The organism is Streptomyces sp. NPDC012637 (genome assembly GCF_042954805.1).
Lineage (GTDB): Bacteria > Actinomycetota > Actinomycetes > Streptomycetales > Streptomycetaceae > Streptomyces.
The window spans coordinates 1,140,373-1,156,939 of the sequence record NZ_JBIBDS010000001.1; the positions used below are offsets into that span (position 1 = coordinate 1,140,373).

At 75.5% G+C, this 16,567-nt stretch carries 9 protein-coding genes; 2 read left to right on the forward strand and 7 right to left on the reverse strand.

What is annotated here, in order from left to right; all coding sequences use genetic code 11:
• Positions 1–70 precede the first annotated feature (70 nt).
• Positions 71–2,380: a FlgD immunoglobulin-like domain containing protein gene (locus ACFY8W_RS05235; RefSeq protein WP_391100430.1), complete on the reverse strand. Its 2,310-nt coding sequence runs from the start codon at positions 2,378–2,380 to the stop codon at positions 71–73.
• Positions 2,381–2,738: 358 nt separating this feature from the next.
• Between ACFY8W_RS05235 and ACFY8W_RS05240 the strand changes: the two genes are divergently transcribed.
• Positions 2,739–3,842, forward strand: coding sequence for a DNA topoisomerase IB (locus ACFY8W_RS05240; RefSeq protein WP_391100433.1), 1,104 nt, complete (start codon positions 2,739–2,741; stop codon positions 3,840–3,842).
• 86 nt (positions 3,843–3,928) lie between these two features.
• Positions 3,929–4,402, forward strand: coding sequence for a hemerythrin domain-containing protein (locus ACFY8W_RS05245; protein WP_391100435.1), 474 nt, complete (start codon positions 3,929–3,931; stop codon positions 4,400–4,402).
• 231 nt (positions 4,403–4,633) lie between these two features.
• Here the strand turns inward: ACFY8W_RS05245 and ACFY8W_RS05250 are convergent, their stop codons facing one another.
• The 6 genes from ACFY8W_RS05250 to ACFY8W_RS05275 all read right to left on the reverse strand — a co-directional run bounded on the left by ACFY8W_RS05250 (position 4,634) and on the right by ACFY8W_RS05275 (position 16,463).
• Positions 4,634–5,818 (reverse strand): alcohol dehydrogenase catalytic domain-containing protein, encoded by a 1,185-nt coding sequence (locus ACFY8W_RS05250; protein WP_391100437.1) that lies wholly within the window; start codon positions 5,816–5,818, stop codon positions 4,634–4,636.
• A gap of 123 nt (positions 5,819–5,941) precedes the next feature.
• Positions 5,942–10,720: a NaeI family type II restriction endonuclease gene (locus ACFY8W_RS05255; RefSeq protein ID WP_391100439.1), complete on the reverse strand. Its 4,779-nt coding sequence runs from the start codon at positions 10,718–10,720 to the stop codon at positions 5,942–5,944.
• Complete coding sequence (locus ACFY8W_RS05260) at positions 10,713–11,657, reverse strand: AAA family ATPase (protein WP_391100442.1); 945 nt, start codon at positions 11,655–11,657, stop codon at positions 10,713–10,715. The genes ACFY8W_RS05255 and ACFY8W_RS05260 overlap by 8 nt, the downstream gene beginning before the upstream one ends.
• Positions 11,654–13,879 carry a hypothetical protein gene (locus ACFY8W_RS05265; RefSeq protein ID WP_391100445.1) on the reverse strand — a complete coding sequence of 742 codons (2,226 nt, stop codon included), beginning with the start codon at positions 13,877–13,879 and terminating at the stop codon, positions 11,654–11,656. The genes ACFY8W_RS05260 and ACFY8W_RS05265 overlap by 4 nt, the downstream gene beginning before the upstream one ends.
• A complete protein-coding gene (locus ACFY8W_RS05270; RefSeq protein WP_391100447.1) occupies positions 13,876–14,856 on the reverse strand; it encodes an alpha/beta hydrolase in 981 nt (326 codons plus the stop codon). Before ACFY8W_RS05270 ends, ACFY8W_RS05265 begins: the two co-directional genes overlap by 4 nt.
• A 287-nt stretch (positions 14,857–15,143) precedes the next feature.
• The gene (locus ACFY8W_RS05275) at positions 15,144–16,463 is read right to left on the reverse strand and encodes a nucleotide disphospho-sugar-binding domain-containing protein (RefSeq protein WP_391100449.1); all 1,320 of its coding nucleotides are present in this window, start codon (positions 16,461–16,463) and stop codon (positions 15,144–15,146) included.
• Positions 16,464–16,567: the final 104 nt, after the last annotated feature.

Here is a 16,567-nt window from a genome sequence, read left to right on the forward strand (position 1 = left end):
TGCGGCTCTGCGCGGCGCCTTCCCCGACTCGCCGTCGGGGAAGGCGCCGGTCCGTGCCTGGTGCCTCCGGTCAGTCCGTGACCCGTACGACGCCCGAGGCGGTCGCCTCGGTGCCGGCGCCGTCCGCCGGGGCGGAGGTCAGCTGCCAGGTGTAGGAGCCGGTCGCCACCGGGGTGCCCGCCTCGGACGTGCCGTCCCAGGAGACGCGTACGGCGCTGAGGGTCCCTCCGCCCGTCCAGGTGCGCACCACCTCGCCGGTCTCGCGGTGGGTGAGCGTCACCCGCCAGGACGTCGCGGGCTTGGAGAGCCACCATGCGGCGGCCCACTCGGCGGTGCCGTCCTGCACGAGGGTGCGAGGCGCTGCGGCGCGGGCGACGCGCAGCGGGGAGACCTCCCGCTGCGGCGCGGTGACGTGGACGGTGTCGTCCGTCCCCACCCAGGCGAGCTTGCCGGCGCCCGCGTCGAGGGTCCAGGTGGTGCCGCGCCCGTCCCCGTTCGCGTGCTCCTTCAGTCCGGTGACGGTGCCGAGGTCGGCCGTGCCGCCGTCGGCCTTCAGCGCGGTGAGGCGCAGGTCGCCGGAGCCGTCGCGGTGGGCCAGGAAACGGTCGCCCAGGAGGACGCCCGACGCCGGGGCGGGGTAGGTGTGCCCGGTCGCCAGGTCGCGCACTCCCGCCGCGTCCTGGGAGGCGCAGCTCCAGTACAGCAGGGTGCCGCTGCGCTGGAGTTCGTCGGGGACGCACGCGGTGCCGAGCGCGATGGTCTCGGTCACGTTGCCGGTGAGCAGGTTGACCACCTTCACCGTGCCGGGATTCCTCAGCGCCGGCTTGAGCAGCCACTTCTGCTCCAGCACGGCTGCCTGGGCGGGCTGCTCGCGGACGACGGCGTCGCGCGCGGTGTCGACGACGTACTGCCGTCCGGCCGCCTCGTAGAGCACGAACTCCGGTGCCGTGTCGAGGATCCGGCCGCCCTTGCCCGGCAGCGTGAAGCTGTCCGCCGGGTGCTCCGGGTCGTCGCCGGTCACGAGCACGTCGGCACCCGTGTCCGGGTCCTCGACCAGGCGGGCCAGGCCCTCGTCGGTTCCGTCGGCGAAGCGGCCCGCCGCCGCGCCGGGAAGGTCGGCGAGCGCCGCCCCCTTCGCCGGATCGAGGCCGGATCCGATGTCCGTGCCGTGCAACGTGTCCTTGCCGGCGAGGGAGTTGACGTACCGGAGCCGCCCGCGGTCGAGGCTCAGTGCCTGGATGTGGCCGTCCGCCGTCGTGGCCTGCGGCACCTCGCGCAGGAGCAGGTCGAAGACGAGTCCGGAACCGTCCACGCTGAAGTGCCGGATGGCGCGCCTGCCCTCGGCGTCCTTGCCGAGCGCGACCAGCGAACCCCCGCCCTCGGAGCGCAGGAACGTCGCCTCGACGTCGCTCATCAGCGTCCGCTCGACCTCCGCCCCGGCGAAGGGGGTGAGGCGCAGGGGCCCGCCGTCGCCTTCGCGCCAGAGCACGTTGTCGCCCACGACGAAGGTCGTGACCGTGCTGTCGGCCGACCGCAGGGCGAGCGGCACGACGCGCGGGGCGGCGGCCATGTTGGTGCGCGTCATGACCCGCACGCCCGGCTCCCCGCCGCGGGTGAACCAGCTGACGGTGTCCCCCGTGATCCGGAAGCTGCTCGCCTCGCCGGTCACGGGCAGCGGCTCGACGGTGCCGTTGTACGCGGTGAGGATGCCGTACCCCGGCGTGCCGTCGGCGGTGCGGTAGCCGATCAGGAGCCGGTTGTAGTGGGCGCCCAGCAGTACGGGCTCGGCGCCGGTGGTGGCTCCGGCGGGAAGCTGCACGACGGGGTCGTTCGCCGGGGCGCCGCCGCGCGCGACGCGCAGCTGGTAGCTGCCGTCGCCCTGGTCCACGGTGGCCAGCACCCAGCCGTTGGCGACCCGCGGGTTGAGATAGCCGGCGGGCACGGCGACGGTGCTGGTGAAGCCGGGGTCCTCGATGCCGACCCGCACGACGTCCGTGCCGCCGTCCGCGCGCGGCCTGGTGTGGACGACGCGGTTGTACTCGTCATGGCCCCGGACGATCGCGTCCTCCGGTACGCCGTCGAGCTCCGGGAGGGGCTTGGTGGCCCCGTTGTACGTGTTGGTCCAGAGGTAGCCGCCGCCTTCGCGGTGCAGGACGCCCTGGCCGCCGGTCGCCAGCAGCGTCTCGACGCCGTCGCCGTACGCGTCCGGCGCGGGTACGAGAACCTCGGCGGCCTCGGCGGCGTGGGCCGTGGCCGGCAGCACGACGACCGGTCCGGCCGCCAGGGCCGCGGCGATGGCGGCTGCGGTGGCGGTACGCCGAGTGCGTCCGGTTCGGCTGGTACGGCTGGTTCGGCTGATCGTGCGCAGGTGATGGAACACCTGACCCCCCAAGTGTTAACAGGCGAACTTACGGTATCGAACTGTGAACGCGGTCAACACTACACACCAGGAAGGGGAGTTGTACACGAATTGGATCTGCTGCGGTATCCGTGGGGCCTCGCTCGGCCCGAAGCGGCGGTGGAACCGGTGCTTCGTGGTGTCGGACCGGCAGGACGGGGCACACGCGGGGACAGCGACGCGACGGGGTGCACCGCCGTGCCGCTCCGCGCACGACGCCCGTGCGCGGACCGCCTCACGGCCCGACGCCTGCGAGGAGCCATGGACCACGCACGCCCACCCCGACGCGACGCGCCGGAAGAACGCGTCCTCGCCGCCGCCCCGGCCGGGTGACCCCGCCGTGCGGCTGCGGACGAGCGAACCGTCCCGGCCGGGCTGGCAACGCGTCCGCCACGGCCGCGGGTTCCGCTACCTCGACGAGAACGGCCGGCCGCTGCCGGAAGCCGACCGGGAGCGAGCACGCGCGCTCGTGATCCCGCCCGCCTGGCAGGACGTGTGGATCTGCCCCTGGCCGAACGGACACCTCCAGGCCGTCGGCACGGACGCGGCGGGCCGCCGCCAGTACCTGTACCACGAGGAGTTCCGGGCCCGGCAGGAGCTCGCCAAACACGAGCACGTGCGGGAGGCCGCAGTGGCCCTCCCCCGGCTGCGCCGGGCCGTCGACCGGCACCTCTCCAGTCGGGGCCTGTGCCGCCTACGGGTCCTGGCCTGCATGGCGCGGCTGCTCGACCTGGGTCTGTTCCGCGTCGGCGACGACCGGTACCGGCGCGAGAACGACTCGTACGGGCTGACCACGCTACGGCGCGAGCACGTCCGCTGCGACCGCGGCCGAGTGTCCTTCGACTACCCGGGCAAGTCCGGCCGACGGCTCGCCGTCCGCGTCACGGACGAGGCCGCCGCCGAGGTGGTCCGGGCCCTGCTGAGACGCGGCGGAGGCGGCGAGCGGCTCTTCGCCTACTGGGAGGGCCGGTCCTGGCACGACGTCGACGCGGACGAGCTCAACGCCTACCTCCACGAGACGTCCGGCGTGGACCTCACCGCCAAGGACTTCCGTACGTGGCACGCGACCGTGCTGGCCGCCGTGGCACTGGCGGACCCCGAACGGACCGGCCGCCGGTCCGTCAAGGCCCGCCACCGGGCGGTGAGCCGCGCCATGTCCGAGGTCGCCTCACGCCTGGGCAACACGCCGGCGGTGTGCCGGGCCTCCTACGTCTCCCCGCGCGTCCTCGAACGGTACGAGGAGGGGGTGACCATCGCGCCCGCTCTGCGGGGCCTCGGCGCGGACTGCACCCCCGGCAGCCCCGCCTACCGGCGACGGGCCGAACGCGCCGTCCTCGACCTGCTGGACGAGGAGCAGCCCGACGGCGGCGGGGACGGGGCCGCCGGTCGGCCTCGACCGGGCCCGGCCTCCGGCTCCGGTTCCGGCTCCGAATCCAAGGGCTGAGGCGACACGATACGGGGCAGTCGCCCGGGCGGATCCGCGGCGACCGCCACCGGGCGGCCGCCGAACCGGCAAGGGAGGAGTGCCTCATGGACGGCATCGTGCTGCTCCGCGAAGACCACAAGACCGTGGAGAAGCTGTTCAAGGAGTTCGAGCGGGCGGGAGACGACTCCCACGGGCGCAAGCGGGAGATCGCGGACAAGGTGATCCGGGAGCTCACCGAGCACGCCTGGATCGAGGAGCGGGTGTTCTATCCGGCCGCCCGCGAGGCCGCGCCGGACACGAAGGACCACGTCCTGGAGAGCGTCGAGGAGCACCACGCCGTGCTGTGGATGCTGTCGGAACTCGTCGGGCTCGATGCGGAGGACGAGCGCTTCGACGCCAAGATGACGGTGCTCATGGAGAACGTCCGCCATCACGTCGAGGAGGAGGAGAGCGACTGGTTCCCCGACGTGCGCAAGGCCATGGGCCGCAAGCGTCTCGTCGCGCTCGGCGAGCGGATGGCCGAGGAACGGAAGAACGCGCCCGACAGCCCGCTCGACGTGCCGAGCGCGGACGCGTAACGGGGACGACCGGCGACGGGAAGCGGCGCGCCGGCGGTCCTGCCGACGCGCCTCCGCCGTCAGGGGCCCGGACGCGCCGCCGTCAGGAGGGCCGGGGCGCGCCCGCCTTCCCGGGCCGCCGCAAGGGGCCCGACGCGCCGCCCTCACAGGCCGTGCACGCCGCCGTAAGGGGCCCGACGCGCCGCCCTCACAGGCCGTGCACGCCGCCGTAAGGGGCCCGACGCGCCGCTGTCAGGGCTTGAAGAGGACCTTCACCGCGCCGTCGCGCTTGGCCTGGAACATCTCGTACGCCTCCGGGGCCTCGGCCAGCGGCAGCCGGTGGGTGGCGAAGTCGTCGACGCCCAGCGGGTCCTCGTCGGTCAGCAGCGGCAGGAGCCGGTCGACCCAGCGCAGCACGTTCGCCTGCCCCATGCGCAGCGTCAGCTGCTTGTCGAACATCTCGAAGAGGGGCATCGGGTCCGCCGCTCCCCCGTACACGCCGGCGAGCGACACGGTCCCTCCGCGGCGGACCAGTTCCACCGCGAGGTGCAGCGCGGACAGCCGGTCCACGCCGAAGCGGCGCATCAGCGGACGTGCGGCGGCGTCCGGCAGGTACGCGACGATCGAGTGCAGGCCGCGGGCGAGCGGCGCGCCGTGGGCCTCCATGCCGACGGCGTCGATGACCGCGTCGGGGCCGCGGCCGTCGGTGAGGTCGCGGACCCGCTCGAGCGGGTCGCCGCCGTCTTCGGACAGGTCGAGGGTGCGCACACCGCGGGCGGCGGCCCTGGCGCGCCGTTCGGGCACGGGGTCGATGCCGAGGACGAGATCGGCGCCGCGCAGCAGCGCGATGCGGGCCGCCATGTCGCCGATGGGGCCGAGGCCGAGTACCGCGAGCGAGCCGCCCGGGGGCACGTCCGCGTACTCGACGGCCTGCCACGCCGTCGGCAGCACGTCCGAGAGGTAGACGAAGCGGTCGTCCGCCGGTCCTTCGGGGACCGGGACGGGCAGGACGTCACCGAACGGCACGCGCAGGTATTCGGCCTGCCCGCCCGGGACCTGGCCGTACAGCTTGGTGTACCCGAACAGCGACGCCCCGGTGCCGTAGTCGTGCACCTGCGTCGTCTCGCACTGGGAGTGCAGGCCGCGCCCGCACATCGCGCAGGTGCCGCAGGAGATGTTGAACGGCACGACGACCCGGTCGCCGGGCGAGATCCGCCGCACCTCCGGCCCCACCTCCTCCACCACGCCCATCGGCTCGTGCCCGAGCACGTCACCCGGGTCGAGGAACGGCCCCAGCACCTCGTAGAGGTGCAGGTCCGATCCGCACAGCCCGCTCGTCGTGATCCGCACGATCACGTCCGCGGGCTCGCGTATCTCCGGGTCGGGGACGGTCTCGACCGAGACCTTCCGCCGGCCCTGCCACGTGACGGCCCTCATGTCCGTCACCTTCCTTCCGTCCGTCGTTCGGAAGATCCGGTGAGTCGGACCGGCTGCTACCCGTGCCGCGCCCGCCTACTCCTCGTCCGCACGTCCTTCTCGTCGACGGCAGGGACGCGCAGGTCAGCGGATGCGCAGGCCCGGGAAGCCGGGCGGGAGCGGGGTCCTGGCGTCCCCGTCACGGGCCACCACCCAGGCCGCGCCGTCGACGGCCACGGAGGGGCGGGTGCCGTGCTCGGAGCGGCGGCGGGTGAGCGGGGCGCTGACGTACGAGCCGGCTTCCGGCACGGGCAGGCGCAGCGTCTCGGCCATCGCGCGCCCGCGCGCGTTGCCCGCGAGGAGCAGCACCCCGTCCTCGCGCAGCGCCGCGCCCGCGAGCCGTAGCACCGGGTCCAGGCCGCGGTCCCAGCGCCGGTCGTGGATGAGGGGCCGCAGGGCCGTGCCGGGTACGGTCCGGAACCGGACGCGGCGGAAGAGCTCGGCGACCCGGCCGACGTCGTCGGGCTGGGACAGGACGGCCTCGCGGGTCCGCGCCGTCAGGGTGAGGAGGACGTTCTCGGGGAGGGGGGCGTCGCGGTGCAGCCAGACGACCGCCCCGGGGGCCGGGGCCTCGTCCCGTCCCCGCACCAGCCCCGCCGACCACCGGGCGCGGCCGTCGTCCGCGTACAGGAGCAGCGAGATCCTTCCGTCGGGCCGGGCGGTCGCGGCGGGGCGGCGGGGGTCCCGCAGCGACACGGCGACGCCGAGCGGCACGGAGCCCTGCGGTCGTTGCCACGTCAGGCCGGTCCGGCCGCCTCTGAAGGGGAAGACGCTCGCTGCGAGGGCCCGCCCGACCTCGTCGGCGACGCGCGCGCGTTCCCGGTCCGTGAGCTCCTCGGGATCGAAGCGTCCCGTGGCACGCGAGTCGAGGACGGTGTCGAGGGCGTCCCGCAGCATGCCGGCGAGGGTCCGGCCCGCCGGGTCGAGTTCGTTGAACACCCGGGCGAGGGCGAGGAGTTCGGCGTCGTACGCGGAGAGGTCGACGAGCGGCGTCAGGATGACGCACACGACCTCGCCGGAGGCGCTGTGCACCTCGCGCGCGGTGTACGCCCGGGCCGGCTCGCCCCCGTCCGCCTCGCCCGAGAGGCCCTCGTACGCCTCGGGTGAGACGCACAGCACCACGTCGTCCGGGTAGAAGGCCCGCACCTTCCCGAACTCCGCCGAGCGGAGCATCGTGCGCGTGTACTCGACGCCCACGTCGACAACGGGGTCGGCGACCACCGGTCCCCGGTGGACGGCGAGGCGCAGGGCGGCCTGTCCGAACCGCAGCGGCAGGCGCTCCACGAGCGCCTGGACCAGCCGGGCGATCGGTACGGAGCCGTCGACGAGCAGCACGAGTTCGTCGCCGAAGGCGTGGGACTCGAAGCGGTCGGAACCGACGTAGGCGAGGTCCGCGAGCAGCGCCGCCACGGCGGGGCCGAGCAGGGCGACCGGGGCGGCGGCCCGGACGGCGATCACGATGCGCTCGCGCGGGGCGTGCAGCGCGCGGATCAGCTCCCTGGCCGCCTCCCGGGTGGCGGTGTCGTCGGTGGTGTCGAGCAGCGTCAGGGCCCGGTCGATCGAGGCCTGGGCGTCCTCGGGGCGGCCGAGGCGGAGCATGGCGTCCGCGGTGCGCAGGTGCAGCCGCGCCACGTCGACGGTGCGTCCCTCCGGGAGCGCGTGGAGCAGCCGCCGTTGGACTTCCAGACGTTCCCGGTGGGCTCCGGTCGCCGCCAGCGCCTGTTCGAGACACCGGAGCGCGTCGCGGTACTCCGAGGACGAGGTGCCGTCGAAGCGTTCCACCGCTTCCTTCGCCAGGTCGACGGCTTCGCCCGCCCGGCTCGGGCGTACGGCGAGGGCCAGTTGGGCGTGGAGCAGCGCGGCCAGGCCGTAGATCCGCTCGTCGGACTCCAGGACGTCGGCGCTGACCTGGTGGAGGAGCTCCCACGCCTGCTCCGGCTCCCCCGCCAGCCACTGGGCGTGCGCGAGCGCGAGCAGTGCCCTCGTGGCGGCTCCTGTGGGGCGGGTCGCGTCGGCTCCGGCAAGCCTGATCGCGGCGCGCGCGAAGCGGTTGCGGTAGAGGCGCCAGGCTCCCAGGTCGCGGAGGAGGAGCAAGGTGTCGGCGTCGAGGGTCGCCCGTTCCAGGGCGTTGGCCAGCCATGCGTCGGGATCGGCGGCCGGCACCGGCTCGACGCCGAGGAGGTCCGGCAGCGCGCTGCCGGGGTGCCGCTCGCGGTACAGCGCGGCGGCGGCCTGCCGGTGGAACGTGCCGATGCGCGCCCGGGCGATCTCGCGCCGTTCGTCGTAGGCAGCCGTTCTCACCACCTCGTCGTAGACGACGGTGGGAAGGGCGTACCGCCCGCGCCGTGCGTGCTCCAGGAGTCCTTGGCGAACCAGCGCGTCGAGCTCCTGGGACGTGACGGAGGGATCTCCGGGCAGGACGGCACGGGCCTCCTCGACGGTGAACTCCCCTTCCGTGACCTCCGCGAGGCGGAACAGGGTGAGGGCGCGGCCGCCGTCGAAGCTGTCGAGCCAGCGGCGTACGGCGGCGGCGGGATCCGCCTGGGGCCGGTTCACGGCGGCGGGGTGTCCGGTCCGTTCGGCCAGTACCGTCTGCTCGGCGGCGAAGAGCACCGCCTGTGCGGCGACCTCGCTGACGGGCGATCCCATCGCCGAGCCGAGGATGCGCAGGGCAAGCGGCCACCACGTGCCCCGTCGAACCGGTTCTCCGGTGGTCGTGCCGGCCGCCCGCAACAGCCTGGAGGCGTCCTCGCCCACCAGGGGCGGCAGCTCGACGACCAGCTGGTTCGGCGGGCCGGCGCCCGGACGTCCGCGGACCGTCACGAGCGCGGCACAGCCTTCCGGCAGGCCGGCCGCGAGCACGCCGGCCAAGTCCCCGTTGCCCGCCTGGTCGAGGACGAGGAGTACGCGCCGTCCCTGCAGTGCGGCGACGACGGCGGCCACGCACTCGTGCGGGTCGTCGCCGCGGCCCGCCGTCTCCGGGGCGCCGCCCAGGTCGGCGAGCAGACCGAGCAGTGCCGTCTCCCACGACACGGGGCGTCGGCCCGACGCCCGGAGCGGCACGAAGAACACGCCGTCGGGGAAGTGCTCGCGCACGCGGTGGGCCACGGTCAGGGCGAAGGCCGTGCGTCCCGCGCCTGCGACGGGCTGCTCGGCGGTGATCCACACGACCCGCCGCCGGTCCTCGGCGACGGCCATGGCGACGGATTCGAGCAGGCCGTCATGGCCGACGTACGGCTCCGGCGCCGGCGGCAGGTCCACGACCCCGGGTAGCGCGGTGTCCGGGCCGGCGACTGCCTCGGACTCCGGCTCCGGCCCGGCCAGCCCCAGGAGTTCCAGTGTCCGGCGCGACGCCCGGGCGAACGCCTCCTTCTCCGCCGCCAGCGCCTCCGGGCCCTGCCCGTCGTACGCGACCGACGGCAGCCGGGTGCGGCCCGTGCCGCGGGACGCGATGTGGTCGTCGAGTGCCTGGTGGAGGGCCCACACCTCGTGGGCCGGGAGGTGTTCGCCCAGGACCTCCCGGGCCTCCGGCGGCAGCGTCAGCTCGACCGTACCGCCGGTCTCCTCCGTGACGTCGAAGACGCCGCTGGTGACGGCCTCGGCCACGTCGGCCACCGTCGCGTCCGGGACGAGTCTGGCGCGCACGAGGTGCAGCAGGCGCAGGCTCAGCCGGTCGAAGGGGGCGCACAGGACGGTGAGCCGGGCGGCGCGGGGCGAGGCGGTGCGCAGGAAGCGGCGGGTGAGTTCGGCCGGCGGGAGCGGGGCCGCCGGGGTGCGGGCGGGGCCCGGGGCGGTGCGGCCGGTGGGCGGGACGAGGACGGCGGTGCAGCCTTCCGGGTCGCCGCGCATCAGCGTGTCGGACCAGCGGCCGAGGGAGTGCGGGGTGAGGGAGAGGACGGGCACGGGCAGCCAGTCGCCGTCCGCTCCCGCGGCCTCGCTGCCCGGGGCCGGGAGCGGCGGTTCGACGGGGACGCGGCTGCGATGGGTGCCGGGCGCTGCCGGGGTGAAGCGGGTGGTGGGCAGGTTGAGGCCGCCCTGCCGCCACAGCTTGGTGGGCAGCGGGTTGAGGAGGGCGGTGGGCTGGGTGCCGGCCCACTGCCGGAGCAGGTGCCAGACCTCGGGGCGGCGCCAGGCGCCGGTCATGCAGTCGGATACCACGACGACCAGCCGGCGGCCGTCGGCGGCGCGCAGCGGGCCGGGGGCGTGGGGTTCGCCGGCCGCGTCGAAGGTGAGGTCGGTGACCTGGAGGGTGCGGAAGGCGCCGAGCCGGTCGAGGACGGCCGTGAACTCGGCGACGGTCTCGGCCCAGACCCGCATGCCGGGCGAGCGGTCGACGACCAGGACCAGGTCGAACCAGCGCTCGGGCGCGGCCTTGAGCACCGGGATCAGTTCGCCGCTGCGGGCGTAGCCGTCCACGGTGGCGTCGATGTCGAGGGTGCTGCCGCGGCCTTCGGGCCAGCGCCGTTTCCAGGGGCGCAGGGCGCGGGTGAGTTCGAGGGCGCGCGGCAGGCCGCCGGTGTGGGGTGCGGCGACGGCGCGGCCGGGGACCGGGGTGGCGCTGCCGGGCAGGCGTTCGTGGAGGGGGCGGGTGCCGGTCGTGCCGTCGGCCGCCGGCGGCGGCTGCGGGGCGGCGTGGGCCGGCGCCGGGTCGTCGGGGGAGCTCGTGGGGGGCGGTTCGGGGGCCGTCGGCCCCGGCCGGTCCTGGTGCGCGCCGGAGTCGTCCCGTACGGGCCGGGGCGCGGCGCCGTCGGGGCCGGCGGCCCGGTGGGCGGCCAGCCACAGCGCCTCCGCGAGGGCGGTGCCGTCCAGTTCGGGGACGGCGGTGCGCAGCGCGGAGAGCAGCCGGGGCAGCGGATCAGGCATGCGAGAGCTCGCGCAGGATCAGGTCCTCGACGGCCCGGCGCCGTGCCTCGTCGGGTGCGTCGGTGCCGGAGAGGAGGTGTACGGCGTTGAGGAGCTGGTCGACGGCGAGGCTCTCGCCCGCGCCGAGCCGGTCGAGGAAGGTGCGGACGAGCCGGTCGGCCTCGGGGGTCTCCGCGGTGCCCGCGCCCATGTGGGCCTCGACGATGCGCAGCAGGGTCTCGGGGGTGGGCAGGGGCATGGTGAAGCGGACGCAGCGGCGGAGGAAGGCCGCGGGGAAGTCGCGTTCGCCGTTGCTGGTCATGACGATGAAGGGGAACTCGGTGCACTGCACCCGTCCGCGGTGGACGTCGTGGTGCTCGTCGCCCTGCCATTCCCGTACGGCGACGACGTCCGTGCCGTAGCGGGCGAGTTCGGGGATCTCGAACTCGCCGCGTTCGAGGACGTCGAGGAGGTCGCTCGGCAGGTCGAGGTCGCTCTTGTCGATCTCGTCGATGAGCAGGGCGCGGGGCCGGTCGGCGGGCAGCAGGGCGGTGCCGAGCGGGCCCATGCGCAGGAAGGGCGCGATGTCGTCGCCGCCCGCGGGGCCCTGGAGGCGCTGGGCGTGGATGCGGCCGAGGGCGTCGTAGCGGTAGAGGGCGTCGGCGAGGCCGCTGCGTGAGGTGATGTGCCAGCGCAGCACGGTGCCGAGGTCGAGTTCGGCGGCGACCTGTTCGATCACCGTCGACTTGCCGGAGCCGGCGGGGCCCGTGACGAGCAGCGGGCGGCGCAGGGCGAGGGCGGCGTTGACGGCCTCGACGAGTCCGGCCGGCGGGACGAACTGGCGGTGCAGCGGGCGGCGGGGGAACTCGCGCCACGGCGGGGCCGCGGGCAGCGGGACGCGGTCCTCGGGCGTCGCGGGCGGGTTGCCGTGGCCCGCGTAGTAGGGCTGCCAGGTCATGGGTGTTCCTCCGGGTGCTGTTCGTGGTCCTCGCGGTCGAACCAGGTGCAGAAGTCCAGCCACTCGGGTCCGTCCCAGACGGTGCGGAGTCCGGCGAGGTGGTGCGGTCCGGCGACGCCGTCGGGCGCGGGCGGCTGCCCTTCGGGTGTGGCGCAGGCGCTCCACTTCTCCCGGTATGCGCGGCTGAACTCGCCGGGCAGCAGGTGCCAGTGGGCGTCGACGGAGCGGCGTACGGGGCCGGGCACGGATGCGTCGCCCGTTCCGGCGGCCGGCTCGTCACCGGGCCACAGCACGATGGGCGAGGAGGCGAGCAGGGTCTCCATCAGGCCCCTGAGCTGGGCCGGCCGGTGGGCGAGCGCGAGGGCGCGGGTGCGGGGCGCGCTCATCAGGCGGGCGCGCAGCTCGGCGGCGCGGCGGGTGTCGTCCGCGTCGAACCAGTCGACCCGGCTGCCTTCGTCCTGCCCGTCGATGGCCTTCAGGATGTCGCGGGCGTGGTCGTTGATCCAGAACAGGTGGTCGGGCGGCCGGATGCGGTCGCTCCAGCGCAGCACGACGTCGTACAGGGCGCCGAGCCGCATGCCGAACTCGGCCTCCTCGGGCCGCCAGGTGGCGAGCAGCGGGGCGGGGGCGGCGATCTCCACCCGGCGCAGCGGTGCGTCGAGGGCGCGGGCCTGCCTGGAGGCCCAGCGGAGCACGTCGACGAGGGCGCGCTCGGTTCCGGTGCGGTCCTGGGAGGCGCACGGGAAGGCCTCGCGGTGCCGGACGTTTCCGTCGTCCAGGAGCCAGGCTTCGAGGGTCTCGGGCCATTCGTCGCCGATCGCGGAGTGGAGGCTGACGACGAGCCGGAGCCGTAGTTCCGTGGTGCGTTCGGCGAGCCGCGCGAAGGCGTCGTTGAGGTCGATCACCGCTCCGGTGTCCTTCGCCCAGGCCCGCAGCACCGGATCCTGCGGGTCGACGCCGGTGTCCCGGGCGAGGTGGGCGACGAAGGCGGCGAGCGGAGCGGTGCGGCTCCGTCCGGCGCGCGGGGCGCGCAGCAGCAGGTGTTCGACGGCGTCGCGGAGGAGTTCGGTGCCGGTGGAGTCCGGGAGCGCGGTGGGCGGCGCGGGCACGGCGGCGGTCTCGACAGCGGCGAGGGTACGGCGCAGGAGAGCGGTCGTGAGGTCCGCGCCGGGCCAGGCGTCGAGCAGGGCGAGGGTGCGCGCGGCGTCGCGCAGGGCGTCGAGGACCACGCGCGCCCAGTGGCGTCCGGGACCGGGCAGCTCGGGCAGGCGGGCCCGCAGGGCGTCCAGGTCGCTCGGGTGGAGCACGGTGTCGGTGACCGGGCCGGAGCCCGCCGGTGCGGTGCCGCCGGTCCCGGCGCCCGGCGGACCGCCGTCCCAGGGACCGCTCGTGGGTTCACCCTCTCCCGAGGTTCGACCCGGGTTCGTGGGCCGCAAGGACCGGAAGGCACGGGCGAGTTCGGCGCGGCCGACGGGTCCGAGCGGGGAACCGGCGCCCGCGGCGGCGTGCCGGGCGTTGCGGGCGAGCCACAGCGACCCGGTCGCGAACGCGGCGCCGTCGTAGTCGACGTAGTGGACGTTCTGGCCGACGGCTCCGCCGTCCTGCCGTACGGCCCGGGCGACGGCCGCGCCGGTCAGGGTCTCCCCGGCGTCCGCGACGCCTTCCTGGAGCACCTTGACGACGGTGGTACTGAACCGCAGCGCGTACGCCTCCTCGTCGGCGGCGGCGCCCATGAGCAGGGAGAGGCGCGTGTCGCCGCGCCGGATGCCGTTGGCGAGGGAGGGCAGGTCGGGCAGGGCGTTGCCGGCGTGGCAGGTGTCGACGAGGGCGACGAGCCCGTCGAGGCCCGTGGTGTCGAGGAGCCCGCCGAGCAGCGAGCCGACGTCGACGGCGCTCAGCGGGTCCTCCGCGCGCGAGTCCCCCGCCATGTAGTAGAGCTGCGTGCCGGCGGCCATCCCGTGGCCCAGGAAGGCGAGGACGAGGACCGCTCCGGCCTCGGCGGCGGCGCGGCCGGCCCGCCGTACCGCCTTCTCGACGGCGTCCTGGGTGAGCCCCGGCCCGTGCAGCAGGGTCGGGCCGTGCGCCGGGTCCTTGGCGCAGGCGCCGGCCCACGGCGAGGTGAGGGTGTCGTGCAGGGCGCGGGCGGCCGGTTCGAGGCCGTCGAGCACGCCGAGGCCGGGGCACTGGGCCCCGATCACCAGCACGTGCCGCGGTCCGCTCATCGCTCCGCGAGGGTGGTGAGCGCTTCGACGAGCGGCCCGGCGACGGCGGGCTGCGCCAGGTACTTGGCGGCCGGGTGCACCCAGGCGCCGTCGGAGTCGACGCGGCGGCTCGCGGGGACGACGGCGGCGGCGTTCGGCCGGACGAAGTCCTCCAGGCGGGGCCGGGCGGCCACGAGGTCGTCGCGGTCCCAGAAGTTGAGCCAGCGCCCGACGGCGCCGGGAGTGCCGAGCGGATGCGGGCGGACCCGCGGCATGACGGCGCCGCGGATGCCCAGCGGCGAGCCGAGCGTCACGAACAGCGGCACGTCGACGGCGTGTTCGTGCAGCGTTTCCAGGGCGACGACGGTACCGAGGGAGTGGGCGACGACGACGTTGGGGCCGTCGGGGTCGAGGCTCGCGGCGACCCGGGCGCGGATCCGCTGGTCGAGGGTGGTGCCGCCGTCCGGTTCGGCGCGGTTGAGGTAGCGGGCGACCTGGCCGAGCATGCCCGCGGTGACGCGGGCGGTGAGCCAGCCGCCGAGCGAGCGCAGTCCGGGTACGGCGAGCAGGCTGGTGACGGCGTTGACCACGCGCCGGCCGGATGCGCCCGCGCCCTGCGCCCCGGCGGGCGGGGCGAGCCGGACGCGGGCGGCGCGCAGCGCCTGGGCCTCGACCGGGCTCAGCGGGGCCGGGTCCGCGAGCCGTTCGTCGACGGCTTCGAGGAGCAGGGCGGCGAGCAGCTCGTCGTCCGGCTCCCCGGTGGCACCGGCGGGCCCGCCGGGCGTGGTTCCGCCGCCCTGTGCCCCGGCGGTGCGGAACAGGTCGCCGTAGTACGCGAACCGGGCGTCGGCCGCCCAGCCGCCGGTGAGGGCGGAGACCTGGGCGGAGTGGCCGGCCGCGCGGGCGCCCGCGGCGACCGCGCGCAGCCATTCGTCCAGCTCGGCGGCGGCGTCGCGGGGAGCGCCGATGCCGTGGACGAAGACCAGGCGAGGCTTCATTGCTCCCCCGTTCGACATGGTGTTCCCGGTGATCCTGACCGCTACGGCGGTGCAGGAGCAAGCCGCGTTCGGCGGACCGTCAGGTCTCGGCCAACCTCGGCCGACTCCTGCGGACGGCATGGCGAGATGCTTGCGGTCATCCGCCGTCCGTCACGGCCGGTCGGGGCCGGTCGGGGCCGGTCGGGGCCGTTCTCCGCCGACGCCGGTCTCCGCCGGTCTCGGTCGGCAGCCGCCGGTCTCCGTCGACCTCGGCCGGCACCCGCCCCGTCGGTGCCGGTCGGTGCCGGTCAGTGCCGTCCGGTGTCGGTGACCATCCCTTCGATGAGGGCGAGGGCGTCGTGCGCCGCGTACTCCTTGGCGAGTGCGGCGGCCCGCTCCCGGTAGGACGCCGTGCCGAGCACGGTGTCGACGGCGGCGCGGAGCCGGTCGTCCGAGGGGTCGCCGGTACGGAGGTTGACTCCGCTGCCGATCCACTCGACGCGGGCCGCGACCTCGGGCTTGTCCTCGCTGTCGCCGCCGACGACGAGCGGGACGCCGTGGGCGAGGGCGGCCTGGGTTCCGCCGTAGCCCCCGTTGGTGACGAGGAGGTCGGTGAGCGGGAGGAGGTCGGCGAAGGGCACGAAGCCGGCGACGATCGCGTTGCCGGGCACGGCGTCCAGGTGTGCGGCGACCCGCTCGGCGGCGTCCGGCCGTCCGGTGGCGGCCACGACGAGGACGTCCTCGCGGTCGGCGAGCGCTCGCACGGTCGGGACGACGAGCCGGTCGAGGTCGGTGTTGGCGAGGGTGCCCTGGGTGGTCACCACGATCCGCCGGCCGGCCGCCCGGGCCCGCTCGAGCTCGGGCCACCAGGCGGGCGGCTCCTGGCCGACGGTGGCCGGGATCGGGATCGCGCCGACGAAGCGGACCCCCGTCGGCTGGTCGCTCCGCGGGTACTCGAAACCGGGGACGGTCAACTGGAGGAAGAAGTCGGCCGAGTCGGTGAGTGTCCGGCCCAACGGGCCCTCGGGCAGGGTCACTCCGGCGGCGGCGAAGCAGGAGCGCAGATGGCCGACGAGCGGCGCGCGCTGCTCGGCCATGCGGGCCGCGATCGCCGCGTACTCCGCCCGCTGGGCGTCGTCGACGGGAGGCAGCAGGCCGAGCACGTGCGGCGCGGTGTCCCGGCTCTCCACGCCGAGCGGCGAGATGCCGACGCTGTACGTGGCGGGCCGGCGGTCCGGGGCGTCGCCGAGGGAGAGGGCGACGCCGCCGAAGAAGAGGTTGTCGTAGAGGACGGCCGTGGCCGGGAAACCGGCCAGGGCCTCCTGGAGGGCGCGGTGCTGATGGGGCGTCGGGTCGCCGAAGACGTGCATGACGTCCCACATGGTCTGCGCGGGCCCGGCCGGGACGCCCGCGCGCTCGGGGAACCGGGCCGAGAAGTCCCGGTCGTCGTAGTCCGCCTCGGGCGGCAGCGCGCGGAACCCGGGCCCGGCGGCGCGTACGTCGTCGGCGAAGCGGGCGCCGCCGAGGAAGACGACCTCGTGCCCGGCCGAGGAGAGGTGGCTCGCGATGCGGAGCAGCGGGCCGTGGTGGCCCGAGACGGGTGTGGCGGCGACGAGGATGTTCGCCATGGTGGGTTCCCCCTGGGTGCGGTGGCCGGTGTGGTGGCCGGTGTGGTGGTGACAGATGTCGTGGGTGCGCTTCGGTGGCGCGCGTGGCGAGCGTACGAGCTGCG

Coding starts and splice junctions, on each gene's coding strand:
- ACFY8W_RS05270 (WP_391100447.1), bottom strand. CDS start 14,856: ATGAAGCCTCGCCTGGTCTTCGTCCACGGCATCGGCGCTCCCCGCGAC.
- ACFY8W_RS05245 (WP_391100435.1), top strand. CDS start 3,929: ATGGACGGCATCGTGCTGCTCCGCGAAGACCACAAGACCGTGGAGAAG.
- ACFY8W_RS05275 (WP_391100449.1), bottom strand. CDS start 16,463: ATGGCGAACATCCTCGTCGCCGCCACACCCGTCTCGGGCCACCACGGC.
- ACFY8W_RS05250 (WP_391100437.1), bottom strand. CDS start 5,818: ATGAGGGCCGTCACGTGGCAGGGCCGGCGGAAGGTCTCGGTCGAGACC.
- ACFY8W_RS05260 (WP_391100442.1), bottom strand. CDS start 11,657: ATGACCTGGCAGCCCTACTACGCGGGCCACGGCAACCCGCCCGCGACG.
- ACFY8W_RS05265 (WP_391100445.1), bottom strand. CDS start 13,879: ATGAGCGGACCGCGGCACGTGCTGGTGATCGGGGCCCAGTGCCCCGGC.
- ACFY8W_RS05255 (WP_391100439.1), bottom strand. CDS start 10,720: ATGCCTGATCCGCTGCCCCGGCTGCTCTCCGCGCTGCGCACCGCCGTC.